At 68.8% G+C, this 22744-nt stretch carries 22 protein-coding genes and 1 tRNA gene; 5 read left to right on the top strand and 18 right to left on the bottom strand.

Annotated elements, in window-relative coordinates:
- Positions 1-3: 3 nt before the first annotated feature.
- Positions 4-963 (bottom strand): ATP-dependent DNA ligase, encoded by a 960-nt coding sequence (locus ACQPW6_RS28420; protein WP_433892537.1) that lies wholly within the window; start codon positions 961-963, stop codon positions 4-6.
- Positions 964-1236: 273 nt separating this feature from the next.
- Here ACQPW6_RS28420 and ACQPW6_RS28415 point away from each other — a divergent pair, with 273 nt between their 5' ends.
- Positions 1237-2586, top strand: a complete 1350-nt coding sequence (locus ACQPW6_RS28415; protein WP_433892536.1) for a hypothetical protein — start codon at positions 1237-1239, stop codon at positions 2584-2586.
- A 134-nt stretch (positions 2587-2720) separates the two neighbouring features.
- Here ACQPW6_RS28415 and ACQPW6_RS28410 read toward each other — a convergent pair whose 3' ends face one another.
- Entirely contained in the window at positions 2721-3242 is a 522-nt protein-coding gene (locus ACQPW6_RS28410) for an NUDIX hydrolase (protein WP_433892535.1), read from the bottom strand.
- A 634-nt stretch (positions 3243-3876) separates the two neighbouring features.
- Between ACQPW6_RS28410 and ACQPW6_RS28405 the strand changes: the two genes are divergently transcribed.
- Positions 3877-5406: a gamma-glutamyltransferase gene (locus ACQPW6_RS28405; RefSeq protein ID WP_433892534.1), complete on the top strand. Its 1530-nt coding sequence runs from the start codon at positions 3877-3879 to the stop codon at positions 5404-5406.
- 90 nt (positions 5407-5496) lie between these two features.
- On the opposite strand, the gene ACQPW6_RS28400 is transcribed toward ACQPW6_RS28405, so the two are convergent.
- The 6 genes from ACQPW6_RS28400 to ACQPW6_RS28375 all read right to left on the bottom strand — a co-directional run bounded on the left by ACQPW6_RS28400 (position 5497) and on the right by ACQPW6_RS28375 (position 12684).
- On the bottom strand, positions 5497-6558 hold the full coding sequence (locus ACQPW6_RS28400; protein WP_433892533.1) for an endonuclease domain-containing protein: 1062 nt from the start codon (positions 6556-6558) through the stop codon (positions 5497-5499).
- Between the two features lie 85 nt (positions 6559-6643).
- Entirely contained in the window at positions 6644-7618 is a 975-nt protein-coding gene (locus ACQPW6_RS28395) for an EcsC family protein (RefSeq protein WP_433892532.1), read from the bottom strand.
- Positions 7619-7875: 257 nt separating this feature from the next.
- Positions 7876-8493, bottom strand: coding sequence for a hypothetical protein (locus ACQPW6_RS28390; RefSeq protein WP_433892531.1), 618 nt, complete (start codon positions 8491-8493; stop codon positions 7876-7878).
- A gap of 408 nt (positions 8494-8901) precedes the next feature.
- Positions 8902-10113 carry a hypothetical protein gene (locus ACQPW6_RS28385; RefSeq protein WP_433892530.1) on the bottom strand — a complete coding sequence of 404 codons (1212 nt, stop codon included), beginning with the start codon at positions 10111-10113 and terminating at the stop codon, positions 8902-8904.
- A gap of 146 nt (positions 10114-10259) precedes the next feature.
- On the bottom strand, positions 10260-11264 hold the full coding sequence (locus ACQPW6_RS28380; RefSeq protein WP_433892529.1) for a DNA polymerase Y family protein: 1005 nt from the start codon (positions 11262-11264) through the stop codon (positions 10260-10262).
- A gap of 538 nt (positions 11265-11802) precedes the next feature.
- Positions 11803-12684, bottom strand: a complete 882-nt coding sequence (locus ACQPW6_RS28375; protein ID WP_433892528.1) for a DUF5655 domain-containing protein — start codon at positions 12682-12684, stop codon at positions 11803-11805.
- 149 nt (positions 12685-12833) lie between these two features.
- On the opposite strand from ACQPW6_RS28375, the gene ACQPW6_RS28370 reads away from it, so the two are divergent.
- Positions 12834-12934: transfer RNA gene (locus tag ACQPW6_RS28370), tRNA-Arg, on the top strand.
- 154 nt (positions 12935-13088) lie between these two features.
- On the opposite strand, the gene ACQPW6_RS28365 is transcribed toward ACQPW6_RS28370, so the two are convergent.
- Both ACQPW6_RS28365 and ACQPW6_RS28360 read right to left on the bottom strand, forming a co-directional pair.
- Positions 13089-13361, bottom strand: coding sequence for a DUF3892 domain-containing protein (locus ACQPW6_RS28365; RefSeq protein WP_433892527.1), 273 nt, complete (start codon positions 13359-13361; stop codon positions 13089-13091).
- Between the two features lie 56 nt (positions 13362-13417).
- Complete coding sequence (locus tag ACQPW6_RS28360; RefSeq protein ID WP_433892526.1) at positions 13418-13582, bottom strand: hypothetical protein; 165 nt, start codon at positions 13580-13582, stop codon at positions 13418-13420.
- 549 nt (positions 13583-14131) lie between these two features.
- On the opposite strand from ACQPW6_RS28360, the gene ACQPW6_RS28355 reads away from it, so the two are divergent.
- Complete coding sequence (locus ACQPW6_RS28355) at positions 14132-14683, top strand: ImmA/IrrE family metallo-endopeptidase (protein WP_433892525.1); 552 nt, start codon at positions 14132-14134, stop codon at positions 14681-14683.
- A 75-nt stretch (positions 14684-14758) separates the two neighbouring features.
- Here ACQPW6_RS28355 and ACQPW6_RS28350 read toward each other — a convergent pair whose 3' ends face one another.
- The 7 genes from ACQPW6_RS28350 to ACQPW6_RS28320 form a co-directional block, all read right to left on the bottom strand.
- Positions 14759-16138 (bottom strand): tyrosine-type recombinase/integrase, encoded by a 1380-nt coding sequence (locus ACQPW6_RS28350; RefSeq protein ID WP_433892524.1) that lies wholly within the window; start codon positions 16136-16138, stop codon positions 14759-14761.
- On the bottom strand, positions 16135-16332 hold the full coding sequence (locus tag ACQPW6_RS28345; RefSeq protein WP_433892523.1) for a helix-turn-helix transcriptional regulator: 198 nt from the start codon (positions 16330-16332) through the stop codon (positions 16135-16137). Before ACQPW6_RS28345 ends, ACQPW6_RS28350 begins: the two co-directional genes overlap by 4 nt.
- Complete coding sequence (locus tag ACQPW6_RS28340; RefSeq protein ID WP_433892522.1) at positions 16313-17677, bottom strand: replication initiator; 1365 nt, start codon at positions 17675-17677, stop codon at positions 16313-16315. Before ACQPW6_RS28340 ends, ACQPW6_RS28345 begins: the two co-directional genes overlap by 20 nt.
- Entirely contained in the window at positions 17674-17922 is a 249-nt protein-coding gene (locus ACQPW6_RS28335) for a hypothetical protein (RefSeq protein WP_433892521.1), read from the bottom strand. The genes ACQPW6_RS28340 and ACQPW6_RS28335 overlap by 4 nt, the downstream gene beginning before the upstream one ends.
- 167 nt (positions 17923-18089) lie before the next feature.
- Positions 18090-18284: a hypothetical protein gene (locus tag ACQPW6_RS28330; RefSeq protein ID WP_433892520.1), complete on the bottom strand. Its 195-nt coding sequence runs from the start codon at positions 18282-18284 to the stop codon at positions 18090-18092.
- 12 nt (positions 18285-18296) lie between these two features.
- The gene (locus tag ACQPW6_RS28325) at positions 18297-19619 is read right to left on the bottom strand and encodes an FtsK/SpoIIIE domain-containing protein (protein ID WP_433894688.1); all 1323 of its coding nucleotides are present in this window, start codon (positions 19617-19619) and stop codon (positions 18297-18299) included.
- A 68-nt stretch (positions 19620-19687) separates the two neighbouring features.
- The gene (locus tag ACQPW6_RS28320) at positions 19688-20041 is read right to left on the bottom strand and encodes a hypothetical protein (RefSeq protein ID WP_433892519.1); all 354 of its coding nucleotides are present in this window, start codon (positions 20039-20041) and stop codon (positions 19688-19690) included.
- Between the two features lie 205 nt (positions 20042-20246).
- Here ACQPW6_RS28320 and ACQPW6_RS28315 point away from each other — a divergent pair, with 205 nt between their 5' ends.
- Positions 20247-20987: a GntR family transcriptional regulator gene (locus ACQPW6_RS28315; RefSeq protein WP_433892518.1), complete on the top strand. Its 741-nt coding sequence runs from the start codon at positions 20247-20249 to the stop codon at positions 20985-20987.
- Between the two features lie 456 nt (positions 20988-21443).
- On the opposite strand, the gene ACQPW6_RS28310 is transcribed toward ACQPW6_RS28315, so the two are convergent.
- Positions 21444-22442: a hypothetical protein gene (locus ACQPW6_RS28310; RefSeq protein WP_433892517.1), complete on the bottom strand. Its 999-nt coding sequence runs from the start codon at positions 22440-22442 to the stop codon at positions 21444-21446.
- Positions 22443-22744 lie beyond the last annotated feature (302 nt).

The raw sequence follows: 22744 nt of genomic DNA, 5'->3' as shown, positions 1-22744 counted from the left end.
GCGTCACGCGATGTCGTCCGGCGCGAGGTCGGGCCGGAGCCGGTGCCACGAGGGGTGGCGGAGCAGGCCCGCCCGTGTCCAGGCGGTGTACCCGATCTCGCCGACCAGACGCGGCAGCACCCAACGAGCACCCGGAATCCGGGGAACCGGGCTGAAGGGACAGGTCGTGACGGAGACGATATGCAGCAGGTCGGCCAGCTCGGCGCGTTCGCGGTGGTTCCATCCGGTGCCGACGCTGCCGATGTACCGCAGCCGCCCCTCCACTTGCTGCCCGAGCAGGACCGCCCCGGGCAGACCGGCCAGGCGGCCCTGGCCCGGCACCCACCCGCAGACGATTGCATCCGTGGTGAGAGTGTTTCTGATCTTGATCCAGGACCGGGACCGCGCCCCGGGCTCATAGACGGACGTCAGGTTCTTGCAGACGATCCCCTCCACGTTCGCGGCCTGGGTGAGTTCGAGGGCCTGCGCGCTGCGGCCGACCACCGCGTCCGGCACCGACCAGTTCAGCCCGCCCAACTCCAGCGAGCGCAGCACCTGCCTCCGCTCGACATAGGGCCGCTGAAGCAAGGTGTCGCCGCCGAGGGCCATCACATCGAACACGATGAGATGCGCGGGTACGGATTCGGCACGGCGGGCGGCCAGACGGGGAGAGCGGGCAAGCCCCATGCGGGACTGCAGCCGCTCGAAGTCCGCGTGGCCGTTCTCGTCCAGGGCGATGATCTCGCCGTCCAGGACCGCCGCCGCCCCTCCGAGCACAGCCCCCAGACCTTGCAGGTCGGGGTAGGCCGCGGTGACGTCCTCACCGGACCGGGACCGCAACTCCACCGTCCCGTCACCCGGGACGTAGGCAATGGCCCGCTGGCCGTCCTGCTTGGTCTCCGCCGCCCACCGGTCGTCACCACCCGGCAAGGGCAGGCGACCCGGCGAGGCCAACATGGGCGAGATCCGCGGCAGGGTGACCATGGCCAACCTTCTCCGCCACGACGCCACCCTGCGCCCAAGCAAGCGCCCGATCCGCGAAAAGGCACCACGCGACCAGCCACCTGGCCTACATGCAGCCAGGATCGGCAGCACCTTGGGGCGCGCCCGTGGATTGATTCGCCGGCCGCGGCACCCGCGCTGCAGAGGGACTGCACGGCCAGGCACCGTTGCGGCTCGGGCGCGAACGCGCTTCCCTGACAACACCGCCGGAGACGGTCCGAACGGGCCGTCGATGCTCGGCGGAGGGGGCGGACCATGAGGAGCGGGCGGGCGGGGCTCGGAGCGTTCGGGAGCAGAGCGGGCGAGGCGGCCCGGACCCTGCTGGACCACCAGGGGTACGACGGCGGCTGGGGGCTCACGCTCACCTCGGTGTCTTCGATCGTCAACACTAGCGAGGTCCTGCCGATCCTGCGGTCCGCCAGGATCGCAGGTGAGCCGGCTCGCCTGGCACTGGACTTCCTGACCGGCGCCATCGCGCAGCACTGCCGGCCCCGGCAGAAGGGCGGACGGGGGGAGCACACGCGCTTCGTCGCCTTCGGGCTCGCCGGTCTGCTGTCCCACCCCCGCTTCTTCCACCACGACGGCGTGGCCGAGACCGCGGCTTGGTGCGTCGGCTGGCTGGAGGCCAACCAGGTCGACCACGGCTGGTCCGAAGTCCTCGGACTCGACGACACGTCGCTGCAGACCGCTCTCGCTCTGCAGGCGCTGGCCCATCTCCGAGACGTCCTGAACGACTTCGGTCCCGGAGTGCTGCTGCCGGGCGGGGTGGAGACCGGCGATCTGCTGGGGCGCGTCGAGCCCCTGATCGACCACGGAGTACGCGGGCTGCTCTACCACCGGCGCTCCGGCGGGGCGTGGGGGTGGCGCACGTACGTGGACACCGATCCGAGCCCGAGCAAGACCGCGCTGTGCCTGCTCGCGCTGTCCGCGGTCTGCTCCGGGACCGGGCCGGGCGGCCGGCCCGCGTACCGCGACGAGCCGCGGGAAACCGGCGGAGTCCACGGGGCAGCGCAGCCGAAGCGGGTGTCCGAGGCGGTCGCCGAGGCCGGCCGGTGGCTGCTGCGCAATCACCACCGCTGGGAGACCTTCGTCGAGGACGACAAGGACGTGCAGGGCACCGCGTGGGAGCACATGGCCTACGCGTTATGCGCCCAAGCCGCCGTCCGGGCCGGCGCGAGCCCGCGCGATCCCCGGCTCACCAAGGCGTGGCAGCTGATGAACGACCTGTGGGACCCGGAGGCCGGGTTATGGAACGAGCCGGGTGCCTCCGGTAAGCGGGCGACCATCCGGGCCGCGTACTACACGGTGTCCGCCTACCAGGAGGCGCGCGAGCGCCTGGCCCGGACGAGCCTGGACGACACCGCGCCGGAGGACCTGGACGAGGTTTCGGCCGAACTGGTCATCGAGCACGTCGCGCTCGGCCCGGGCCGGACAGTCACCCTCGCCGCAGCCGGCAGCGACGGCGTGGTGGGCGAGCTGTCGCAGCGGCTGTTCGCCCTCGTGAAAGTCCTCTACGACGCCCCCGACGGCTGCCTCCCGACCGAGCAGATCGCGGGGCGCTGTATGTCGCGCCGTCCTCGGTACCGAAGTACGTCCAGCGCTTGAACCAGGCGGTCTCCGCGGCATTCGGCGGCGTCCCGGCGCGGCTGCTCCTGGCCTGCCCGGTCGGCGGCGCCGGCGGCTACCGTCTGGCCGGGCGGTCGAGCGGCTGAGCGGGCGAAGCAGAGCTGAGTCGGCGTCTAGGACGGGGCGCGTTCTTCGGCTACCGGATAGTTCAGCAGGGCGAAGCGGGCCAGCGAGCGCACCTGGTCGAAAGTCTTGAGGTCGTCAAGATCCTCCAGGCCGAACCAGGCTGCCCCGTGTACTTCTGCGAGCTGTGCCTGGACGGCCTGCTCGCGGGCGCCGGGCTGCCGCTTCACGTAGTAGAACTGCACCAACGCCGGGGTGGGGAATCCCTCGCGCTCGATGTCGACGTAGAACGGCACGGGTTCGGGGGTGGCGTTGTGGTCGGCCGGGTGGATGGCGGGCTGGCTGGAGATCGCCTCCACGACCAGTCCCGTCTCCTCCTTGAACTCGCGTACCGCGGTCTCGGCGAAGGACTCGCCGGGCTCGATGTGGCCGCCCGGCGGCACCCATTTGTCGAAGCGGTTGTGGTGGACGAGCAGCACTTTGCCGTGCTCGACCAGGTAGCCCGAGCAGCAGTACACCAGGCCCACGTCGCGGGAGGTCCGGCCGTCGTGGATGAGAATCGAGCGAGGCACGCCCGTCAGGTTAGCCCACCGAATCACGGCGAACTCCGCTGCTGGTGAGGCGAATTCATGGCGTGTCATCGCTGGGCGGATGACATGTCACCGGCGCTGACATCGCAATGTCAGCGTGGGCATGTCGCCTGGGGCCATGGTGGTCCCATCGCGCTCCGCGGTTCGCGCCCGCGGGTCGGCGATGTCCCTGTCCGCTCTGGAGGGGACCTTGATGCGCTCTCAACTGTCCCCGTCGCGTTCCCGGTACGACCGATGGTTCGCGGCTCGGCGCCGCCGGCATCAGTCCGCTGCGCGTCACCGAGCACACCGAGCCCGACGGCCGGACCAACCGCCATGAGGAGACGCTGACCGACCTGGTGGCCGCCGCAGCCGGACTGATCCTCGGCCAGCGCGGGTGCGGCGCCCGCGTCGCCGTCCTGCGCGGGATCACCTACCAGCAGAGCGATGAAGGGGTGGCCGCCATGCTGCACCAGGCCCCAACCCGCCGGCCGTGACGCAAATCGCCGTCCTTGGTCTTCCGCGAGAGCTGCGACAAAACGGTCCCGCCGCGGCAGCCCCGCTCCAGCCGACCCGGGATTGACACGCGGGGACTCAGGTGCGGGTTCGGGTGCCAGGGGCTGGGACAGTGGGCGGCGTGATCCCTGCGCACGTCAACGACGCCCCGCCCCTGGTCTTCACCGACAGCATCGACGTACCGGTGCTGTTCCGCGACGGGCCGGACAGCCGGCCCTTCAAGCAGTGGCGTACCGCCGTCGCCCTCCCGTGGCCGTCGAACGCCGCGTTCCCCGAGCACGACGGCTGGTACCTGCCCACCACCACCTGGCGCGAGATCCTCAAGGCCGCGACCGAGGTCGGACGGGACGTCACACCGAACCTGCTGCACGTCCCGCAACTGGCCCACGCCGAACTCGTCGCCCGCGTCGCGCCCCTCTACGCGTACATCGGCATGCACCACTTCGTCCCCAAGAAGCCGAAGAAGCCGCTGCCGGGCAGCACCGGGCGGCGGCTAACGGTCAACGCGGTCTACGAGCACGCCACCGAGCAGTCCGCACGCCACGCTCTCGGATACCGGCTGGGCATGACGATGGCCGAATGGGCGTGCCGCTCACTGATGGGTCTGGGCCAGACTCAGCACATCGAGGACGGCGGACCCGACTCCGCCTTGGAGCACCTGTTCAAGAACCCTTCGCTGAAGCTCCCGGACCTGTGGGGCCTTCATGACGCGGAGAACGCGTACTGGCTCATCGAGGCCAAGGGCGGCAACGTGCGGGTGAAACGGCTCAGGGACGGCTGGATCCAGCTCGAAGGCGGCAGCAAGATCCTGGGTGCCTACGCGCACCGCCGCGTCCTGGTCGGTGCCTCGGTCCAGCCCGGGGGCGATCTGTTCCTGACCGTCGACCACGACCATCACCCGGGAAGCCCGCCCCTGCCCCACCCCGGCGGCAAGATCCCGCCCGGCGCCCCCAGCACGCCGGAGGACCACCTCGGGGAGGACGACGACGCCCTCATGGGCACCGCCCGCGCCCAGATGCTCACCTTCCTGGCCCTGCGCTCCGCCACGGCATCACGCTTGCGGACCGTCGCGCTGTCCAGCGACCGCACCACCCGCCGACGCAGACGCGACGGGCTGACCACCCCGCTGGAAAACGACGAGGCGACTCTCGCCGCACGCACACGCGCCCGCGGGGCGGCCATCGGCGCGGATGATCCAAACCGCTATGAATGGGCCCGGGCCATCGGCCTGGACGACTTCCTCACCTGCCGCATCCCCGGCACCGAGCTGCAACTGGGCATGTCCCGACGCCTGTTCGCCGCCTGCGCCCAGCTCCACCGCGAAGACCAGGCCATCGCGGAGCGCACCCCCGGCATGCGGGCCGAAGACCGCGTGGTCGTCGAGGAGGACGCCGATGAAGACGCCGAGCTGGAACGGCGCCGGACCCAGGGGCGCATCTTCCGCGAACAGCAGGAAGACGCCCGCCCCCGTATCGCGCCCCGGGTCCGCGCCGCCTACGAACAGGGCGACACCGAACGGTGGAACCAACTCCTGCCCAGCGCCCAGGAACCACCGCTCGACCTCACCGAGCACCCCGGCCTCCTCGAAGCGGCAACCCCCGAGACCTACCTCGCGCTGCGCCAGGAAGACCTTCCGCAGCGCGGCCGGTGACTCCGCCATCACAGCAGCATGACACAGCGCCCGGGAACGGCAACCCACCGTCCTCCGGTGGGATCGGGAGAGTTGCTAGGGCGTTGGTCATCACGGGGAAAGGCGCTGTGCAAGGGGGAGAGCGGCCTGCAGGTCCGCGAGGGCTTGGCCGATCCGTTCGAATGTGGTGGCGTGTCCGTTGCGCTCCCGGGCCTCCCACTGGCTGCGCCCAGCCCAGCCTGATGTCATGAAGAGGAGCAGAGCACGCAGTCCGACGGCATCGGACGTGACCTGGAGTACGCCGGACCGGCCGCGGCGAAGCCACCGAAGGTCTTCGAAGGCGTCGTCGAACACGGGGCCCAAGGATGCCTCTAGCAGACGCCCGTACGAACCCGGAACCGCCACCGTCGCCATCTCGGCCTCAGGCCGGACCGCAGGGACGCGCAGCACGTCGGAGTACCAGAGCGGGGTGGGTGCTGGAGTCCAGCGAACACCCTCCGGACAGTACGGCTGCCCGCCCAGCGGGACGCCCAGGGCCACCCGAATCCGGTCGAGGACCTCGAAGCGTTCCCGTGACACGCTCAGCAGAAAATGCGCTTCACGCGGTTCGTCGGCGCATGTCACACGGGCGAGCAGGTGCCCGGCAGAAAGGTCCCGCAGCCGGCCCGCCCACCCTTCGCGGTCCGCGCCCTCGGCCCAACGCCCCGAGCACCCCGTACGCGAGGTGTGGAAGTGGTCGAGGAGCAATCCCAGGGTGGGGACAATCCGGCCTACCCGGTTGCGCGAGGGCGGGTATCCCCTCTCCCGGCATCCCGGACAGGCCATCAAGTGGCCCACCCCTCGATCGGCATGTGGCCACAAGAACTCACTGCCGTTGCACGAGCGGCACAACGGCCCCCGGATGGAACCGTGGTCATGGCAGTGATCCCAGAACGCCGCCGGGTCCGGACACAGATCGCAACCGAACTCCCTGGCCAGGGGACGGAAGCGGGTCTTGTAGACGGCCCCGGCGAAAGCACCCTCGTGGGACCGCAGGCTACGCGCCGGATCGGGGGAATTGGGGGAAGTCGTCACCGGCGCAGTCTCGCCGAAGCCACTGACAACCGTGGACCCCGAGATAAGCAGCGGCACCAGGTCGTCCGGCTCGGCAAGGATCTCCGGCTCTCCCGGCATACCCTTTCCAAGGGCTTTTCAGCACGACAGCGAAGCAGGACGGGGCGCAGATGCCGGCCCGGTATGGGCCCCAGCGGGCCCTTCTCTAAGGGGTGTCGGTCTGGGGGGCGTCGTCGCGCTCAGTGGTCGCCAGTGCGGCCGGCAGCGGCAGCCCGTACTTCTCACACAGGAACCGGGTCTGGCAGTACCGCTGGGCGTCGGCGGCCACTTTGCCGAGGACCACGGAGTTCGTGCTGGCACCGATGATGATGCCCACGAACGGGACGGCCTTGGCGACGTCTTCGACTGGCACTCTGGAGCCGGCCGGCCCTAGCTGCTGCATCAACTTCTCGAGGTTGGCCAGGAGGCCGTGATCCTGGCGGAGCTTGTTCGACCACTTCACGCGTCCTTTGACCGCGTCCGCAGCGCGGGCGGTCTCCCTCAGCGGCTTGACCTTGGCCGCCTGTTCCACGAAGGACCGCTGCACCAGGCGCTGGATGAAGATCTGCTCGTAGGGGTCTTTGGCGTCGTAGCCGTAGGAGTATGCGATGCGCGCGGCGATCGACGTGCTCAGTACCTGGATGACGAGGATGTCCGCTGTCATTGCGACCAGGGTTCCGGCGACGGGGATCCCGGCCAGCACACCTACGGCGCCGCCTTCGACCGCGCCGAAGGCCCGCCACTTGAGCGTGTTGCGGGACAGCAGCCGGTCACAGACCTTGAGGTCCTGCTGCCGCAACTCGCTAAAACTGGTCAGCTCCAAACCCTGCTTGCGGGCGAGCTTCTCGACGCTTCTCGGATCGTTGAACTCCATGGCCGCTTCGTTGGCCAGTTCGAGCAGCGCTGTCGCACCCCCGAGCGCCGCGGGCATGGCCGTGCTGGCTACCGCCTCGCCGGCACGGCGTATCGGATCCTTGACCGCATCGGGCACCCCGTGGGCAACCCGGCTCGCGGTGCTTCCCGCGGCCTCACCGGCACGAGCGAGCGCGGTGCTCGCCCAGTTCGGCAGGCCGCGGCGGTTGTTGCGGCGCTGCCAGTGCTCATTGAGCGTGTGCCACACCTGCTCCTCGTAGGCGCTCATCGAAACTGCGCCATGGGCGAGTGGGCCGGTGTGAGTGCTCATTGAGGTTCTCCGTTCCAACAGTGATCGCTGGGTCCACGATGCCTTACCAGGCGGCCGAAGCATGGGTGAAGCCGCAGAGCGGGGCGAAGCCGACTGCGCAGGCCGCCTTCGGCGGCGGCAGCCGGACGACGGCTTGCCCTGTTCGGCCGCATCCGCGGGAACCAGCAGTCAGCCGGCCCCGCGCCACGAAAGCGCCACGGGGCGTGGGGCACCTGCTACTGCGGCTTGTCGAGGTAGTCCCGGGCCGCGTCCAGCGTCCCCGCGACGTAGCCGTCGTGCGGCAAGTTCAGCCCCACGTACTGGCCCTCCTCGTCCAGGCTGCCGTCCGGCTGGTAGAGGCGCACGATCGGCGTGGGAAGCTCATTGGGGTCCAGCGGCGGATCCCACCCGACGACCCGGCCCAGGTAGGACCGGTCATCGTCCCGGGCCGCGTAGTACAGCGAATAGTGGGCCGGGTCCACGTGGAAGGGTGCGGCGCGGTGCTGTCCCGGCCCGCCGGTCTGCGGCTGCGGCCACTCCCCGGTTCTGGATGCCGCCCGCCACGCCTGCTCGACGTCCTCGGCGGTCCGGCCGATCCACCACCGCTCGGTCACCTCGCCCAGCGACACGTACTCGGGCTCGCCCTCCACCCCGCCGGTGCCAACGAAACGCACGACCGGCTCGACGGCAGAGGTACTGATGGGATGCAGGTACCGGTAGAAGGCCACGACGCGCCCCACCCGCAGGTGGCCGCCCCCGTCCTCGCCGTAGAAGAAGCGCCCGTGCCGGTAGTAGGTGTCGGTGATGTCCTCGTAGAGCGGCCAGTGCTCGAAACGGGGATTCCGGTAGTCCATCATGATCTCCCTGTGATCGCCGCAAAACACCACAGGGTACTGCCGGGAGATACAACTACCCCTCTTGCGTTGGGGGTTCGCCCTCTCCCCGGCGGCGCGGGATGCCGGACGCGGACGGCACACGTGGCACGTAGAGGTTCCGTCGCAGGGGAAGAGGTCGCGGGCCACCCTCGGATCCGGCAGGGCGTGGGGCCTCGCAGCGCCTTCCCGTCAACCGCCCGGCAGTTGGCCATGTTGCGGCACGGTTGGGGGCCGTTCGCCGCCCCCGAGGGCAAGGGTGCGAAGACGCACTCGGCTCAGGCGGTGGCCGGTGCCCACGACACCGCGCCAGTTCTACCCCGTTCACTCGGGTGACTGCTTTTGGGGGAAACCGTACGGTGACCTGCGCCGACCTGCGGGCTACCGCGGTCAGGGGTTGCGGAAGCCTCGCCCGGGGGCGCGGGCGAAGCCGGCATCGAACGCGGTGAACCAGTCGACCGGGGCGAGGTTGACCATGCCCAGCGCCTGGTTGGCCTCGTTGCCGGGGTCCTCGATGCCGTCCAGGCTCTGGTCGAACAGCATGAGCACGTCACCGTCCTGGAACAGCTCCCCGGAGGCGGCTTCCCAGCCGAAGTCGCGCCGGTCCTCGGGCAGAGCGGCCACGGTTTCGGCGACTAGCCTCGGCCGGTTGCGGGTCAGCGCCTGCGCACGGGCGATGCCCAGGTGCAGCGCCATCTCCTCGCCCGTACAGCGCGGCACGACCTCGACCCCGCCGGCCAGGTCGGCCGCCAGGTCGTCGAAGGCACGGGCCATCTGCCGCCGCCAGGGCCCGCCCTGGTTGAAGGTCACCCGCGGCAGGGAGCCGAACAATCCGCCGGCACCAGGGCTCAGCGGCTCTGCGCCCAGCGACGCCACCTCCCGCCACGCCTCATCCGACAGGTCCTCCAGCGCACGGCGCAGCACCGCCGCCGACCGGGCGGTGAGCACCGGGTAGTCCTCATCGCCGGGGCCCTCGTCGTCCTCGTCCCAGAAGTCGGCGCCCGCAACGGCGAGGCGCGCGCGCAGGTGCCCGCGTACCTGCTTCGCGGCCTGTTCCGGGGCGTCCATGGCGGTGTCGATGATCTGCAGCTCGTCGGAGAAGTACGCGGCGCTCAGCAGTGCGGCGGCCTGCGCCAAGACCTCCTGGCAGCGTGTGGCGTCCGGTTCGTCGGCGCGGGGGAAGACCACGGCGCAGTCGTTGTCCGCCAGGCGGTCGATGATGCTGGCGACCACCCCGGCCACCAGCGCAGCGTCGTCCCAGGGCTCGGCCAGCTCGACCAACTCCACCACCACAATGCTGCCGGCCATCTCCACGAAAGCCTCGAACGCGGTACTGAAAGAACCGTCGGGATTCAGCAGCTGCCCGGCCACCACCTCCGGGAACGCCAGCTCATCGGACAGCCGCTCACGCAGATTGCCGCTCTTCCAGTACAAACCGCGGGTCACCCGAAAAGTCCCCACCGGCCGGTCCTGGGCCGAAAGCCGAACCTGCCAGGTCTGCACGCCCCGCTCGGCCGGATCCAGGAACCGGTGAACATGGTGGAACTCCACCATCAACTGGGTCGGGTCCGCCTGCGCGGCGGCGGCCTGCTGGTCGTTCATCGTCGCCTACAACTTCCTGCACACGGGAACCGAGACCGACCAGCCTAGGGCCTCATCGCCCCGCGCCGGATCACGACCGGACACGGCCCTCCGCACCGCCCCAGCCCCAACTCCCTTGCGTAGAGGTCCTCGCAGGCAGGCGCCGGTCAGCCCGCTCGGCGCCACGAAAGGGCCGCCGGGCGTACCGCGCCGGATCCGAACCTGGCGTTCAACTCGTCGATGACGGGCTCGGCGCGCAGCCGGTTCTCCCGTACCCGGTCCAGACTGATCTGACCACCGGCGCTGCCGGCCGCGGCGAGCTTGTCCACCGTAAGGGTGATCCCGCGGATACGGGCCCGCTGCAGGTCCATGGCCTGGAACACCCCGTACGCAGCCGTGCGCAGGTCCTCGGTGTGGCATGAGGGTTCCGGAAGCGTCCGGGTGCGGGTGATGGTGGAGCCGTCAGCGAAGACGACCTCCAGTGCGAGGGTGCCGGCGATCTGCTGCCGGGCGCGCAGCCGGGCCCCCAGGGCGACCGCGGATTCCAGCAGCGCGGTGCGGACCGCTTCGGCGTCGAGGGTGTCGTGGTCGAAGGTGCGGCGCTCCCTGGTGGAGGAGGGCAGGCTGGACGGGGTCACCGGTCGCGGGTCGATGCCGAGGGCGCGGTCGCGCAGCAGGCGGCCGGCCCGGCCGCCGAGGATCCGCTGCACGGTGCCCTCCGGGGTCGCGGCCAGCAGGCCGACGCTGTGCAGGCCGAAGGAGACCAGCCGCTCGGCCTGGACCAGGCCGATGCCGTGCAGCATGCCGACCGGCAGCGGATCCAGAAACGACCTCACCGCCACCGAGTCGGCGGGCACCAGGGTCACCGGCAGCGGCCCCTTGGACGCCATCGCGGCGACCGTCCAGTTCGGTCCGGCCCCCACCCGCACGTCGATCCCCAGGAGGGCCGCGGCGCGCAGCCGCAACCGCATGCCCAGATCCCACGGGGAGGCGTCCCAGTAGCGCAGCGCCCCCGCCACGTCGACCAGCGCGGCAGTCGGCGGGAGCACCTGCACCACCGGCGAGACGTCGCAGGCCAGGTCAAGCAGGGCCCGGTAGCCCGCTTCACCGGTTCCCTGGCGGCACCGCACATGCAGCACATGCGCTCCCCGCACCGCAGCCTGCTGCGGCATCTCCACCTGGCCACCTCCCGGATCGAACCCCCACGCTACTCGAACATAATTCGAACACGCTACGCGGGAGGCATTCCCCCCGGAAGCCAGGACCGGTGTGGCGGTACAGCCGCCCGCGACACCCCAACGTCTCAGCCGCTGCCCGAGGACCCGCATCACCTGGCCTACCGCGCGGAACGCGACACGGGACCGGCGTCTCCAGCCGATGGTGCGACGGAGACCGGCGGACGCGATGACGACCCGCCGACTGCCCTGGGTCCGAGCCCAGGCGCCTTATAACACGGAAAATGCCGTCAGGCAAAACGCCTTTTCTCAGCATCATGGAATACACACCGCCACTTCCCGCCCGTGCCGACGAAAGGAGCCGCCACCGCCCTCCAGGCGCATCCGCGCCGCAGAGCCGCTTTCCGTGCGGGACCATCAGCATTCCCGCATGCCAGCCCGGCGCCCGCGCCCGTCGAAGCAGCACCGCCGCAAGCACGCCGATGGATGCCGCCCGGTCCGGCCGACACCCATCCACGCCACCCGCAGCGGCCCGCTACGCCGCGGCGTAGCTGAGCCGCAGCAGGTCGCCGGCGCGCTCCAGGTCCTTCTCGGTGCGCAGCCGGACCTCCAGGTCACCGGTCCCGTGATGACCCAGACCGCTCACGTCGCGGGTGAACCCGGGGACGAGGTCGACCTTCTTGGGGTCGGTCCGCAGGTAGACCAGCACCTCGCTGCGCTGGCTGCGGCCGACGCAGGCGATGTTGCGCAGCCTGCGGTAGGCCCGGTACTGCTTGCGCTCGATCCGCCGCACGTCCTCGCCCAAGGACACCAGCACCTCGTCCAAGGCGTCCCGCAGCTCGCCGATCCCGCCCCCGGTCGGCTGCTTCTTCGGCATGCGCCCGGCGCGGCCCGACCCCGCTCCCCGGCCGCGGTCGCGGGCCGTGGCGGCGACGACCGGCTCAAGGCCGAGCAGTCCGGCGCCGAAGAAGCGGTAGCGGACCAGGTCGATGCAGCGGCGGATCTCAACCACCGCGTGCCGGTCGTAGCGGGTGAAATCCTCCGCAACGCAGATCAGCCGCGGCGCGCTCCACAGCACCTGGGCCGCGGCCGGAACCCCGAGCCGGTCGCGGACCAGGGCCTCGAACTCCGCCCGGTGATCCGTCAGCCACGCCAGATAGAAAAGCCCCTGGGTGATCACCCCGGGATCACGGCCGCGCTTGTACTCCACGACCACGGGCGCACCGTTCTCGTCGATCCCCAGCGAATCGATCCGTCCCCCGTGCACCGGACCCGTGCTGTACTCGGACGCCAGGAACCGCACGCCCAGCAGCGCTGGCATGTTCGCCTCGACCAGCCCCTGCAGATCCCGCTCGAACTCCAGCGCCTTCGGCACGATCTCCGAAGCGCTTCCATCACCGAGCGTGAACAACCTCAAATGCGGCCCCCTGTCATCGTTCACACCGATCACCGACGTGACACCAACACGGCAAGGAGGCACAATTATTTCCAGCGCGAGGTTCGAGAATGGCACCTGATGGGTAATCAGTTCTCGGGTGGGAGCGCGTGACGTATTTGTGACGCAGCGGACCCGATGCTCCGTCAGATAACGCTCTGACCTGCGAAAACGTGCGTTAGAGTGACGGCCTCCGGAGCCGTGTGCGCAGGTTCGAATCCTGCCGGGGGCACCTCGCAGAGGTGCCAAAAGACCCCGCCACCAGCGCAGACGCTGAGGACGGGGTCTTTGCGTATGCGCAGCCGGATGCGACCGGAAGCAGCCGTTTGCCAGTGATCACGTAATGACGACGTAATGATCTTCGTAGGCACCGGAGCGACTCAGCGTCAGAAACGTGGCAGGGCGAGCAAGTTGTCCGTCCACCTTCCATCCGCATAGCTCCGAATGTAGGGCGGCGAGGCCCGGACGACGAGGACCTGAACAGCTCCTACGCCATCGTGGACCCATGCGGTGTTCTCACTCTTGCCAAGCCACGACACAATCGCAGCCCGAGTGCTCTGCTCCGTCTCCCCCGTATCGACGTCCTGCCACTTAACACTCTGGATGTGCTCGTGTCCGGCACCACCTTCGAGGTGCACGGCAGTGATGTAAATCCTCATTTGAGACCTCCAACTATGTGGCACGTGGGGGGCGTGGCGACCCCCCACGCACATCCTCAACGCTCGCGGCGGACACCCTTGAAGAGCGAACCTCCTTCCTTGCCGCCCATGAAGCGACCGCCCACACCGCGCTTCGTCCAGATGCCCGTGCGCGGGTTCAGACTCTGGCTCCGCTGCCGCACGCTTCCCAGCCGGAAGCCCCGGCCTGTGTTCTTGGCCATGACCTGGCCCTCCATTTGCTCAGGTGACCTTGAGGCCACCAGCGAGTTGGTTGCAGATTCGCAACCAGTGCCGATCTTGCAATCGCAGGGTCAGAGTAGACCCGCGCTTCGACTTTCGCAAGCAGAACCTGATGTGCAAGACTGGAAGCCAGCCGGGAGGAGACCATGAGTGATCGAAATACAGCAGGCCGGTTCGACGTGGCGGCGTTCCATGCAGCCCTGGACCGTACTCGTCAGGATCGAGAACTTCTATGGAAGGACGTTGCGCAGCAAGCGGGCGTAAGCGCATCCACGCTGACACGGCTCGCCCAGGGCCGTAGACCAGACGTAGACGGGCTCGCCGCTCTCGTCGTCTGGGCCAATCTCAGTGCAGACGACTTCGTGCGGCGGCAAGATGAGCCTGTCTCGCCTGACACGCTGACGAAAGTTGCTACCCACCTTCGGGGAGATAGGCACCTCAGCCCCGAAGCCGCTGACGCACTCGAAGCACTAATCGAGGTTGCTTACAAGCAGTTGACCACGAATCGCCCGGAGTAAAAGGGGAGCCGTATGGCGCTGCGCCATGGCTTCAAAGCTGAAGCCGATCGCCTCGCTGTGGCCATGCGGAAGGAGCTTGGGGTGGCCTCGACCGCCGCACTCGACCCGCGTCGGCTTGCCGCACATCTGGACATCCCTGTCAGCGATTTCAGCGTTGCAATCGCTGCTGATCCGCGCGTCGAACCGCTACTCAGCTCAGAGCGAGACGCAATCAGCGCATTGACCGTGCATGCTGGCTCTCGACGAGAGATATGGGTCAACGACTCGCACGACGAGGGACGCCAAAACAGCTCGATTGATCATGAACTGTCCCACGCGCTCCTGCTGCACACGCCTGGGCCAGCCCTCGACTCGCTCGGATGCCGCCACTGGAACGGAGACATCGAAGAGGAGGCCAACTGGCTTGCTGGCTTCCTCTTGATCCCTAACGATGCAGCACGTGCAATCGTCCGGTATGGGATGAGCGACGAGGTCGCCGTAGCCAAGTACGGGGTAAGCAAGCAGATGCTCACCTGGAGACTGAACATGAGCGGTGCCAGAAGTCTTCGTAGCCGCACGGCATGACGCAGGCTGGTCGATGCCTGACAAGCTAGAAGGAGCCCCCGGGCCATACCGGGGGCTCCTTTGTAGCCTGAAAGGCTACCGCCCATCCTCCTTGAGGCCCTTCATGATCCGGTCGTTCATCTCGGCTTCCTGGCCGTCGATGCACTTCGCGTAGATCTTGAGCAGCACGTCTACCGAGTGGCCAGCACGTGCGGCTACTTCCGGGGCCGGGACGCCGGAGTTGAGCCACTGGGAGACTCCCGCGTGCCGCAGATCGTACGGACGGGCCGCCATGACCGAGGCGACCTGACCAGGCAGGAGCGCCAACTCCCGTGCCTGCTTCCAGATGCGGGAGTACGACGAGGCCGCCACGACGTTGCCGTACTCGCTCTGGAAGAGCCGGCCATCGTCGGCAGTGCCGAACTCCTCCACGTGCTCGCGCAGCAAGGCGACCAGTGGGGGCGGGATCGGCACGATACGCACCTCTCCCTCCGCCCGCTGCTTGAGGCCCCGCCGATCGTGCGCCTCCCCCGAGTCAGTCCATGCCTTGCCCGCCGAGGGCCGGGTCTCTGCCAGCTCGATGCGACCCCACCCCTTCGCCGGCAGCACGCAGTCCGACCGCCGTAACCCAAGGGCCTCGCCCGGCCGCAGGGCGGCGTAGTAGAGGCAGCCGAAGAACGCCCGCAGCCGCCGGCCGCTCGCCCGGTCATAAACCCCGACGTAGGTCACCGCCGTCAACAGCTCGCGCGCCTGCCGAGGGTTGACCACGACCCGCCGGTCGACTTCCTGGACCGCCCGCTTGCCCCGCTTGCGGCGGACTCGGTTCAGCGGATTGGAGGTCAGCACCTCTAGCTCCACCGCGTACTCCAGCGCGTTGAAGACCACCGCCCGACGCCGACGGTACGTCTGCGTAGCCGCCGGCTTGCCGTCCAACTTCCGACCGAGCGCGTCGATCAACTCGTGCACCCGGCTGATCTCCTGAAGTTCGGCCACCGGCAGCGACGCCTTTTCGATCCACCGCACCGCCGCCGCAATCTCCTCGGGCTGATCCCGCTTCCGCCGTGGCGGAGCGAGCACATACGACCGCAGCGCCCGCCTCAGCACTTCCGGCGACGGGCGCCCCCTGCCCGGCTTGACGAGCACCGGCACGACCCCGGCCAGGGCGTCGGTCATGCTGTCGCGGTGCTTGGCCGACGCCTCCGCCCACCGGTGATCGAGGTACTGAATCGCCAGGTCGAGGAAGGACAGCGCCGCCCTCCCACCGCGAAGGGAGTCAGGCAGCCCTGACACCGTGTCGAATGGCTCACCCTTCTCCACCGCCCGCAGCAACTTCGCCCGGAACCGGTCAGCGAGCGCGCTCGTCTTGAACACCTCATGGAACGGCGCCTTCTCAACCGACCAGCGAACGAGATAGGTCGGCTTCTTGGCTGAGCGGTTCACGCTGAGCTTCCAGACAGAGACCTTGTACGACTTCACGCCGCCCCCTCCGCCCGCTCATCCAGCCAGGCGTTCAGCACCGCACGCCGGACCCGCAACTCCCCGTTCGGCAGCCGGATGCAGTGCGGCGCGAGACCCAACTCCCGCCACCGGTAGAAGGTCCGCCGCGAGATGCCACCCAGTTCCGCCAACACCTCTGTCACCGTGAGCAGTTCAGCCGAGCGCGCCGCCATGACCCTCACCGCCCTCGCGCACCGAGGCCGCGACGAGCGCAGCCGCCGGCGAGTAGCCGCGCCCGGCATAGCGCCACTGGCCGACCGCAACCACGGACCGGTCCCCCAGGCCCAGCGCCGCCCGCTGCTCCCGCGCGCGGTGCTCGACCCGGGTCTGCCGCAAGGCCGTGAGTGTCGTGGAGTATTGGCGCGACTTCGTGGAGAAGTGACCGCCGTAGCCGAGCATGTGAGCCCACCGCCGCAAGCCCAGCGGCTCGAAGTCCGGCAGACCGCCCAGCCACCAGCACGTACCGATCATCCGCAGCACATGCCGCCGCACCGGCAGGAGCACCAGCTCCCGGGCGTGACGGATACGCCCGTCAACCGCCCCGGCCGCCTCCGCCCCCTTCGTGGCGTACTTGCCGATGTATCCCGCCACCGCCGCCGACGTCAGATCCCCAGTACCGAACTCCGCGATCGGCCGTATATCCACCTGCCGACCGAACCCCAGCACCCGCCGGCCGACGACCAACCCGCCCGGAGCCGTCAACCGCACCCGACCGGCCGCGTCCCGGACGACCGCCGACAGGAGTTCCGTCGAGGCCCAGCCGGGCGGAGCCGACTCCGGGCCCTCCGGCCCGTCCAGCCGGACGACGGCATGGAAGTGAACGAGCCCGCGCCGTTGGTACTCGGCGACCTTCGCGTACGACAGGCGCACGGACTCAGCGAGTTGGGTCCGACTCACCCCGGCTCGCCGAGCCAGCTCCCGCCGCAACTCCAGCGCGAACCGATGCCACAACCGACCGGCCGACGCCTGCCAGAGCACCGCGCCCGCGTAGTCGTAGCAACGCGGACACAGCGGTTCCCCGAGCCGCCGATCGTCCACGGCGTGCCGCTCACGGCAGCCGACCGCCACCCCGTGCAGGCAGCACTCCCCCGCCCGCCGCGGACGGCACGCACGTACCCGACCGTCCTGCTCGCGCCGGCTGTGCACCGGACCGAACCCGGGAGCGGTGAGCGTGGCAAAGACGCGGGGATGCCCGCTGACCGTCGCCGGAGTCGTCTTGCCGCCGACGAGTCCGGCCCGGATCAGTTGGTACGTGTCGGCCCGGTAGACGCGAGCGCAGGTCGGGCAGACACTCACCCGGCGATTGCCGCAGGCGACCAGTAGCCGGCCACCGTAGACGGGCGAGCCGTACGACCACAGGGCCTCACCCGTCTCACCGTCGATGAACGCCGACGTACCGGCGAGGTGAATCGGGTTCGTGCAGCCGTTGAGCCGGACGATGTTGCTGCGCCAGGCGGCGAATTCGGGTTCCGCCGCCCTGGCGACGAGCGCGGCCACGTCACGCGGAGTCGAGTTCATCGGCGACCGCCTCCGAACGCCTGCCGCATGACGGCGGTGATGGCTTCCGTTCGCGTTTTGGCGCTGAACCTCAACGTGGGGTCGGTCAGCCAGAGCGCGGAGGCGTGCGCCGGGCACAGCCAGCGCTCGAAGCCGTCCAGGCCGACGAGGATGACCTGTTCCCGGCCGTCGCAGGTCGGGCGTTCCGGTTCGCGCAACTCGCACTCCGGGGGACCGGATTTGCGCGGACGATTGGCGGTGGACACAGTGTGAGTGCTCCTTTCACTGCTCATGTGGCGGATGGAGTGGGTTCCTGGCGGGGTCGGGTTTGGCGACTTCGCGCCCCGCCGGGAGCCGTCTGCGCGGACAGGCGCAGGGCTGGATCTGGGCATGGCTGTCCCCTTCGTCGTTCTCGACGTGCGGGAGAGGTTGGTCAGAAGCGCAGTTGGCCGAGGAAGGCGCTCAGGCCGGTCAGCGCGGACTGCACGAGCGGAGCGGCACCGGTCGCGGCTAGCAGGAAGCCGAAGACTCCACTGATCAGGACGTCGGGCAGCCGCAGGTAGCGGATGCGCAGCAGGAACCAGATCAGGAGGCCGAGCAGTACGACGGCCGACATGGACACGAGCACGGCTCTCCCCCTTCAGGCGCTGTCGTCGCGGTCGAGGCGTTCGATCCCTGCCGTTGCAGAAGTCGGGCCTTTCGCCGGCGCGAAGTCCGCTGCGATGTCGAGCAGTTCGGGGAGCCAGGGGGTCAGGTGGGCGTACTCGGCCGCGGTCGCTTCGGCGTCTGCCTCAGAGACGAGGTGGGAGCGGGCGCGTTCCCAGCCGTCTCCGGAGGCGAGGACCGCCGTACCGGCCTGGTCGGGCCGGATGGCTTGAGCGGCCTTGAGCGCATCGGGGTTGAGATCCCCGAGCGCCATTTCCGCCGTTCCCGGGTCGGCGACCCGATGGCAGACCCGGCCGCCGAGTTGGGCGCGCAGCGCCGTCACGCCGGGTCCCAGGTCGGAGCCGACCCGTTGGCCCGCGACGACGAGGAACACCCCGAGCGCAGCACCGAGTTGAGCCAGCCTGATCAACGCCGTGCCGGCCGCCTGCGCCTCGTCCTTCTCGCCCCGGCTCGCCACGAGGAACAGCTCCGCCAACTCGTCCACGATCACGACGACCGGCACGGGCCGTTCCTCGTCCGGCAGGCCCCAGACGTTCCGCACGCGGGCACCACGGCAGATCGCCATCCGGTCGAGCGTCAGAGCCACCAGGGACGTCAGAAGCTTGACGGCCTGCGCGCGGTTGGTGGCCAGCGCCGACAACCGGGGCCCGTAGAGCGACAGTTCCATGCCGCCTTTGCAGTCGATCCCGACGAGGGCGACCGGTTGCGGAGCGAGCCCTGCAACGAGGGAGTTGATCAGCGTGGACTTACCGGATCGGGTGGCGCCGACGATCAGCCAATGAGGTATCTGGCGAAGGTCTACGATCCATTGCGCGCCGGTCTCCAGAACGCCAACGGCGACTTGCAGCAGTCGGCCGTCCCCCCGGTGCGACGGGACGCGGGGCGCGGCGAGCGGATCGGCGGACGAGGCGGCCACGCGGACGTATCCCGGCTTCCACGGCGTGACCCGCACCGCGTGCACCTGCCAGGTCTCCGCCATCGCGGGCGCGGCCTTGACGAAGTCGGCCGGGACCTGGCCGGGCAACAGCCGTACGACGAACCAGAATCCGCCGACGGTCGGCCTGATCGGCCCACGCCGAGGGACGCGCGGCTGCGGCGGAGGCGCCCCGTTGCCGACTAGACCGGACACGACCGTGAGCGCGGCCTTACGACTCACCGCGAGCCCGCACCCGGCCATCAAGGCCCGCCAGGTACGGCCCACTCGTACGCACGCGATGGGGAACCCGACGAGAAGCCACCATGCCGCCGGGTAGCGACGGCGGAGAGCCGGACCAGCGATGACGAGCCCCGCCGCCATCGCGAGAACCGTCGTCAGGAGGATGGCCGCCCAGGCGTGGCCGGGATCGGTAGCTAAGGAGGTCACCATCAGGCCCCCTTGTTCGCAGCGGCGCCGGACGACGGCTGCGCGGCGAGCGCCCGAATCTCCGAGGCCCGGAACGCGATGCCGTGTCGCCCCTCGTTCTCCCACGGGGTGGCCACGAGGTCCCGCACCTGGACGGGCATCCCGAGCTGCAAGCCGGTCGGCTCGCCGGCCACGCTGACGTTCACCACGTCGGCCGATCCCCCGGACATGAGGCACAGGCCGACCTGGTACACCGTGCGGCCGGTGTCCCGGTCAACGCGGAGCTGCCCCGTCTCGCGGTTGGCGACACGCGGGGTGGGAGGGACGGCGCAGATGATCGCCGTGTACTTGCTGGTGTCGATTGGAAGGGTTGCCACTTGTCTGAACTCCTCTGTGATCAGGGTGAGTCGGCGTACGCCGACTACTGATTGACAACCCGTAGTACGGGTTGTGAGTCCAGAGTGCGACCCGTAGTACGGGTTGTCAAGTGCCATGACTTGGGGGAGGCTGCTTGCATGCGTGCACGCAAGTACGTGCATGCGTGCACGCCCGCATCACTCACAGGACAGCGGCGGAGGCCCGATGCCAGCGGAGAACACGCAGCCCAAGTACCGGCAGATCGCCGAGTACCTACGGCGCGGCATCCTGGACGGCACGTTCCCGGCCGGCCAGCCGCTCCCGTCAGAGGAAGCGCTCGCCAAGCAGTTCGGCGTCACGCGCCCCACGGTCCGGCAGGGGTTGACCGAGCTGCGGGCGTCGGGCCTGGTCGAGGTGATCATGGGCCGCGGCACGTTCGCCCGCTCGCCGCACAGCCGCCCCAGCGTGACAAGGCCGCGGGGCGTCCGCCGCGCCAAGGACGGCAGCTACGCCGAGGCAGACGGCATCCAGTGGACCGAGGCCGAGGAGCCGATCGCCACCCGCACCGACGCCCCGCTCGCCCTGGCCGATCTCCTGCGCATCCCGCCAGGCGAGCCGATGTTCACCTACGACGCATTGCAGACCGGCGAGCCCGGCCGCCTGCGCCAGCTCCACCGCACCTACGTGCCTTTCTCCATCCTGGTCGGCACCAAGTACGAGGAGGAGCCGCCCCCGCCGGCCCCGGATCTCTACACGGCGCTGACCGACCTGGGCCACGAACTCCACTTCACCGAATACCTCCGCCCCCGGATGCCCCTCCCGGACCAGGCCCAAGCGCTCCGCCTCCCCGAAGGCGTCCCGGTCCTGACCATCCTCCGCGTCACCCTCAACGAGCACGACAAGCCCCTCGCCCTGGAGGAGTTCCAACTCCCCGGCGACGACCTCGAACTCGCCTACCCCCTCTAACCAAGGGCCGCCCTGGCTCAAACTTTCTCTACGTCTTCAAGGCACCCGGCTCCGCTACCGCTCCGCCGGCCGGTTGTCCGGCGGCATGAGCTGAAGCCGTGCAGCCGAGGTCACGACGATGCCTCCGGCGGGGGCGCTCCGGCTCCGAGATGGACCAGGACCCGCCGGCGACCGCGCGAGCATCGTGGGAGAGGTGCGGGAGTTCCCATCCCACCTGCCATCGACCCGGGCAAGCCGAGCAGTCGCGGCCCAGGGCGTCAAGGTCGTTCGTACAGTGGCGCGCTCCACCTTGACGCCCTGAACCACGCCCGCTCCACAGGAGTGCGGGCCGACGGCAGACGGGATGGGAACTGGGGGGAGGTCTGGGGTTGATGCTTGACGTAATCCCTCAGCTACGGCCACTGTTACTGGTGATCGGCTCAATAAATTGAAGGCTTTCAACGTGCAGCATAAGCTTCACGGCCGCGGTTGCGGGACGGGCCAGTTATGCGGTCTATCGGGCTGAGGCGGATCGATCGTCGGGAAGCCCGGGTGAAAGTGAAATGGTTTTCCGCTATCGTCGATAGTAATCGTTCCACTTCGACCCGCACTGGACCAATCCAGCTCAAGAGTCCAGTCGACCTCACTTTGAGACTCGACAAAAATAAGGAACAGCTCCGGCCCACCATCTGTGACGGTAAATGGAAAATCTGGTGGCGGACCTCCACGACCTTCCTTAGGTTCCAAAGTGGGCCTTGGATCATCCAGGTTGGTCTTAAAAGCGCGAGGTGGCAGCGGAAGGCCCATGCGATAACGCAGATAGCAAGGACGGGCACGATGGCGCGAGATAACTACCGGACGCATCCCTTGAAGTATGACGGCTTGTGAAGTGAAAGCCTCAACGGTGACCTTGGCACCTAGCGGCCGCGGTCCAATTTCTGGATCACGGCCCTCGATTGGTATAATCATCGTCATGATGTAGTTGTTGTGCAGTCCAGCCGTCACGTGCAACGGATTCACTGGCTGTCTCGGCGCCTCCATGTTAGTGATTACATCACCAGTATATACATTTCCCGCGATTGTCTGTGCGGCCAATGATCGTGCACCAGAAGCTGTAATTGTGGTTGAAGGGGCGAGCGGTGGGCGACTCCAAGCGGCTATTTCTGCTGCTAGATCAGAATCTGAGGCAAGGGCGCGCCGGATCTCCTGACGCAAAAGCGTGATGAGATCCGAATCGTCTGGATTGGCGGCGATTTCCGCTATGGTCGTGGCTATCGCCGATTCAAGCACAGTAGGAGGATCTTGCGGCTGACGCCGGCCGACGATGCGCTGAATGGTGCGGCGTCCGAAAGAAACGCTGGCGTCCGCCGCCGAGTCTTCCACCTGGGTCAAAACAGCGGTCCCATACGCCCCCACGGCTGTTGTGACGTACGGAGTGATCTCTTGCGCAAGCTGAGCAACATCAAAAACGGTCACTTTGGCTCCGATCCCAGCGCACTAGTCGCAACAGCACAGGCTGATGCTTGCCGTTCGCATCACCAGCGTATCCAAGCTGTTGCTTACTTGCAGGCACGATCGACAAGTTCTTGGGCGTCTACGTCTCACGTCCGAAGCCGCCAACAAGTAGTCGCGGGCAAGCCCGTTGCGCGCTACGGGACTACTGGGATCCCGCTGTAGAGCAGTTGAGGCAGCAACCAGCACGGTCCTAGCGGCAGTCAGGACCGGCTCCGAGCCACCACCACGAGGGTGTGAGATTCGAACCCGTCGCAACAACGCTG

The sequence above is a fragment of the Streptomyces sp. CA-111067 genome (assembly GCF_050956065.1).
Taxonomy (GTDB): domain Bacteria; phylum Actinomycetota; class Actinomycetes; order Streptomycetales; family Streptomycetaceae; genus Actinacidiphila.
The sequence above is the reverse complement of the archived record's forward strand: the minus strand, read 5'-3'. Positions and strand labels throughout refer to the sequence as shown.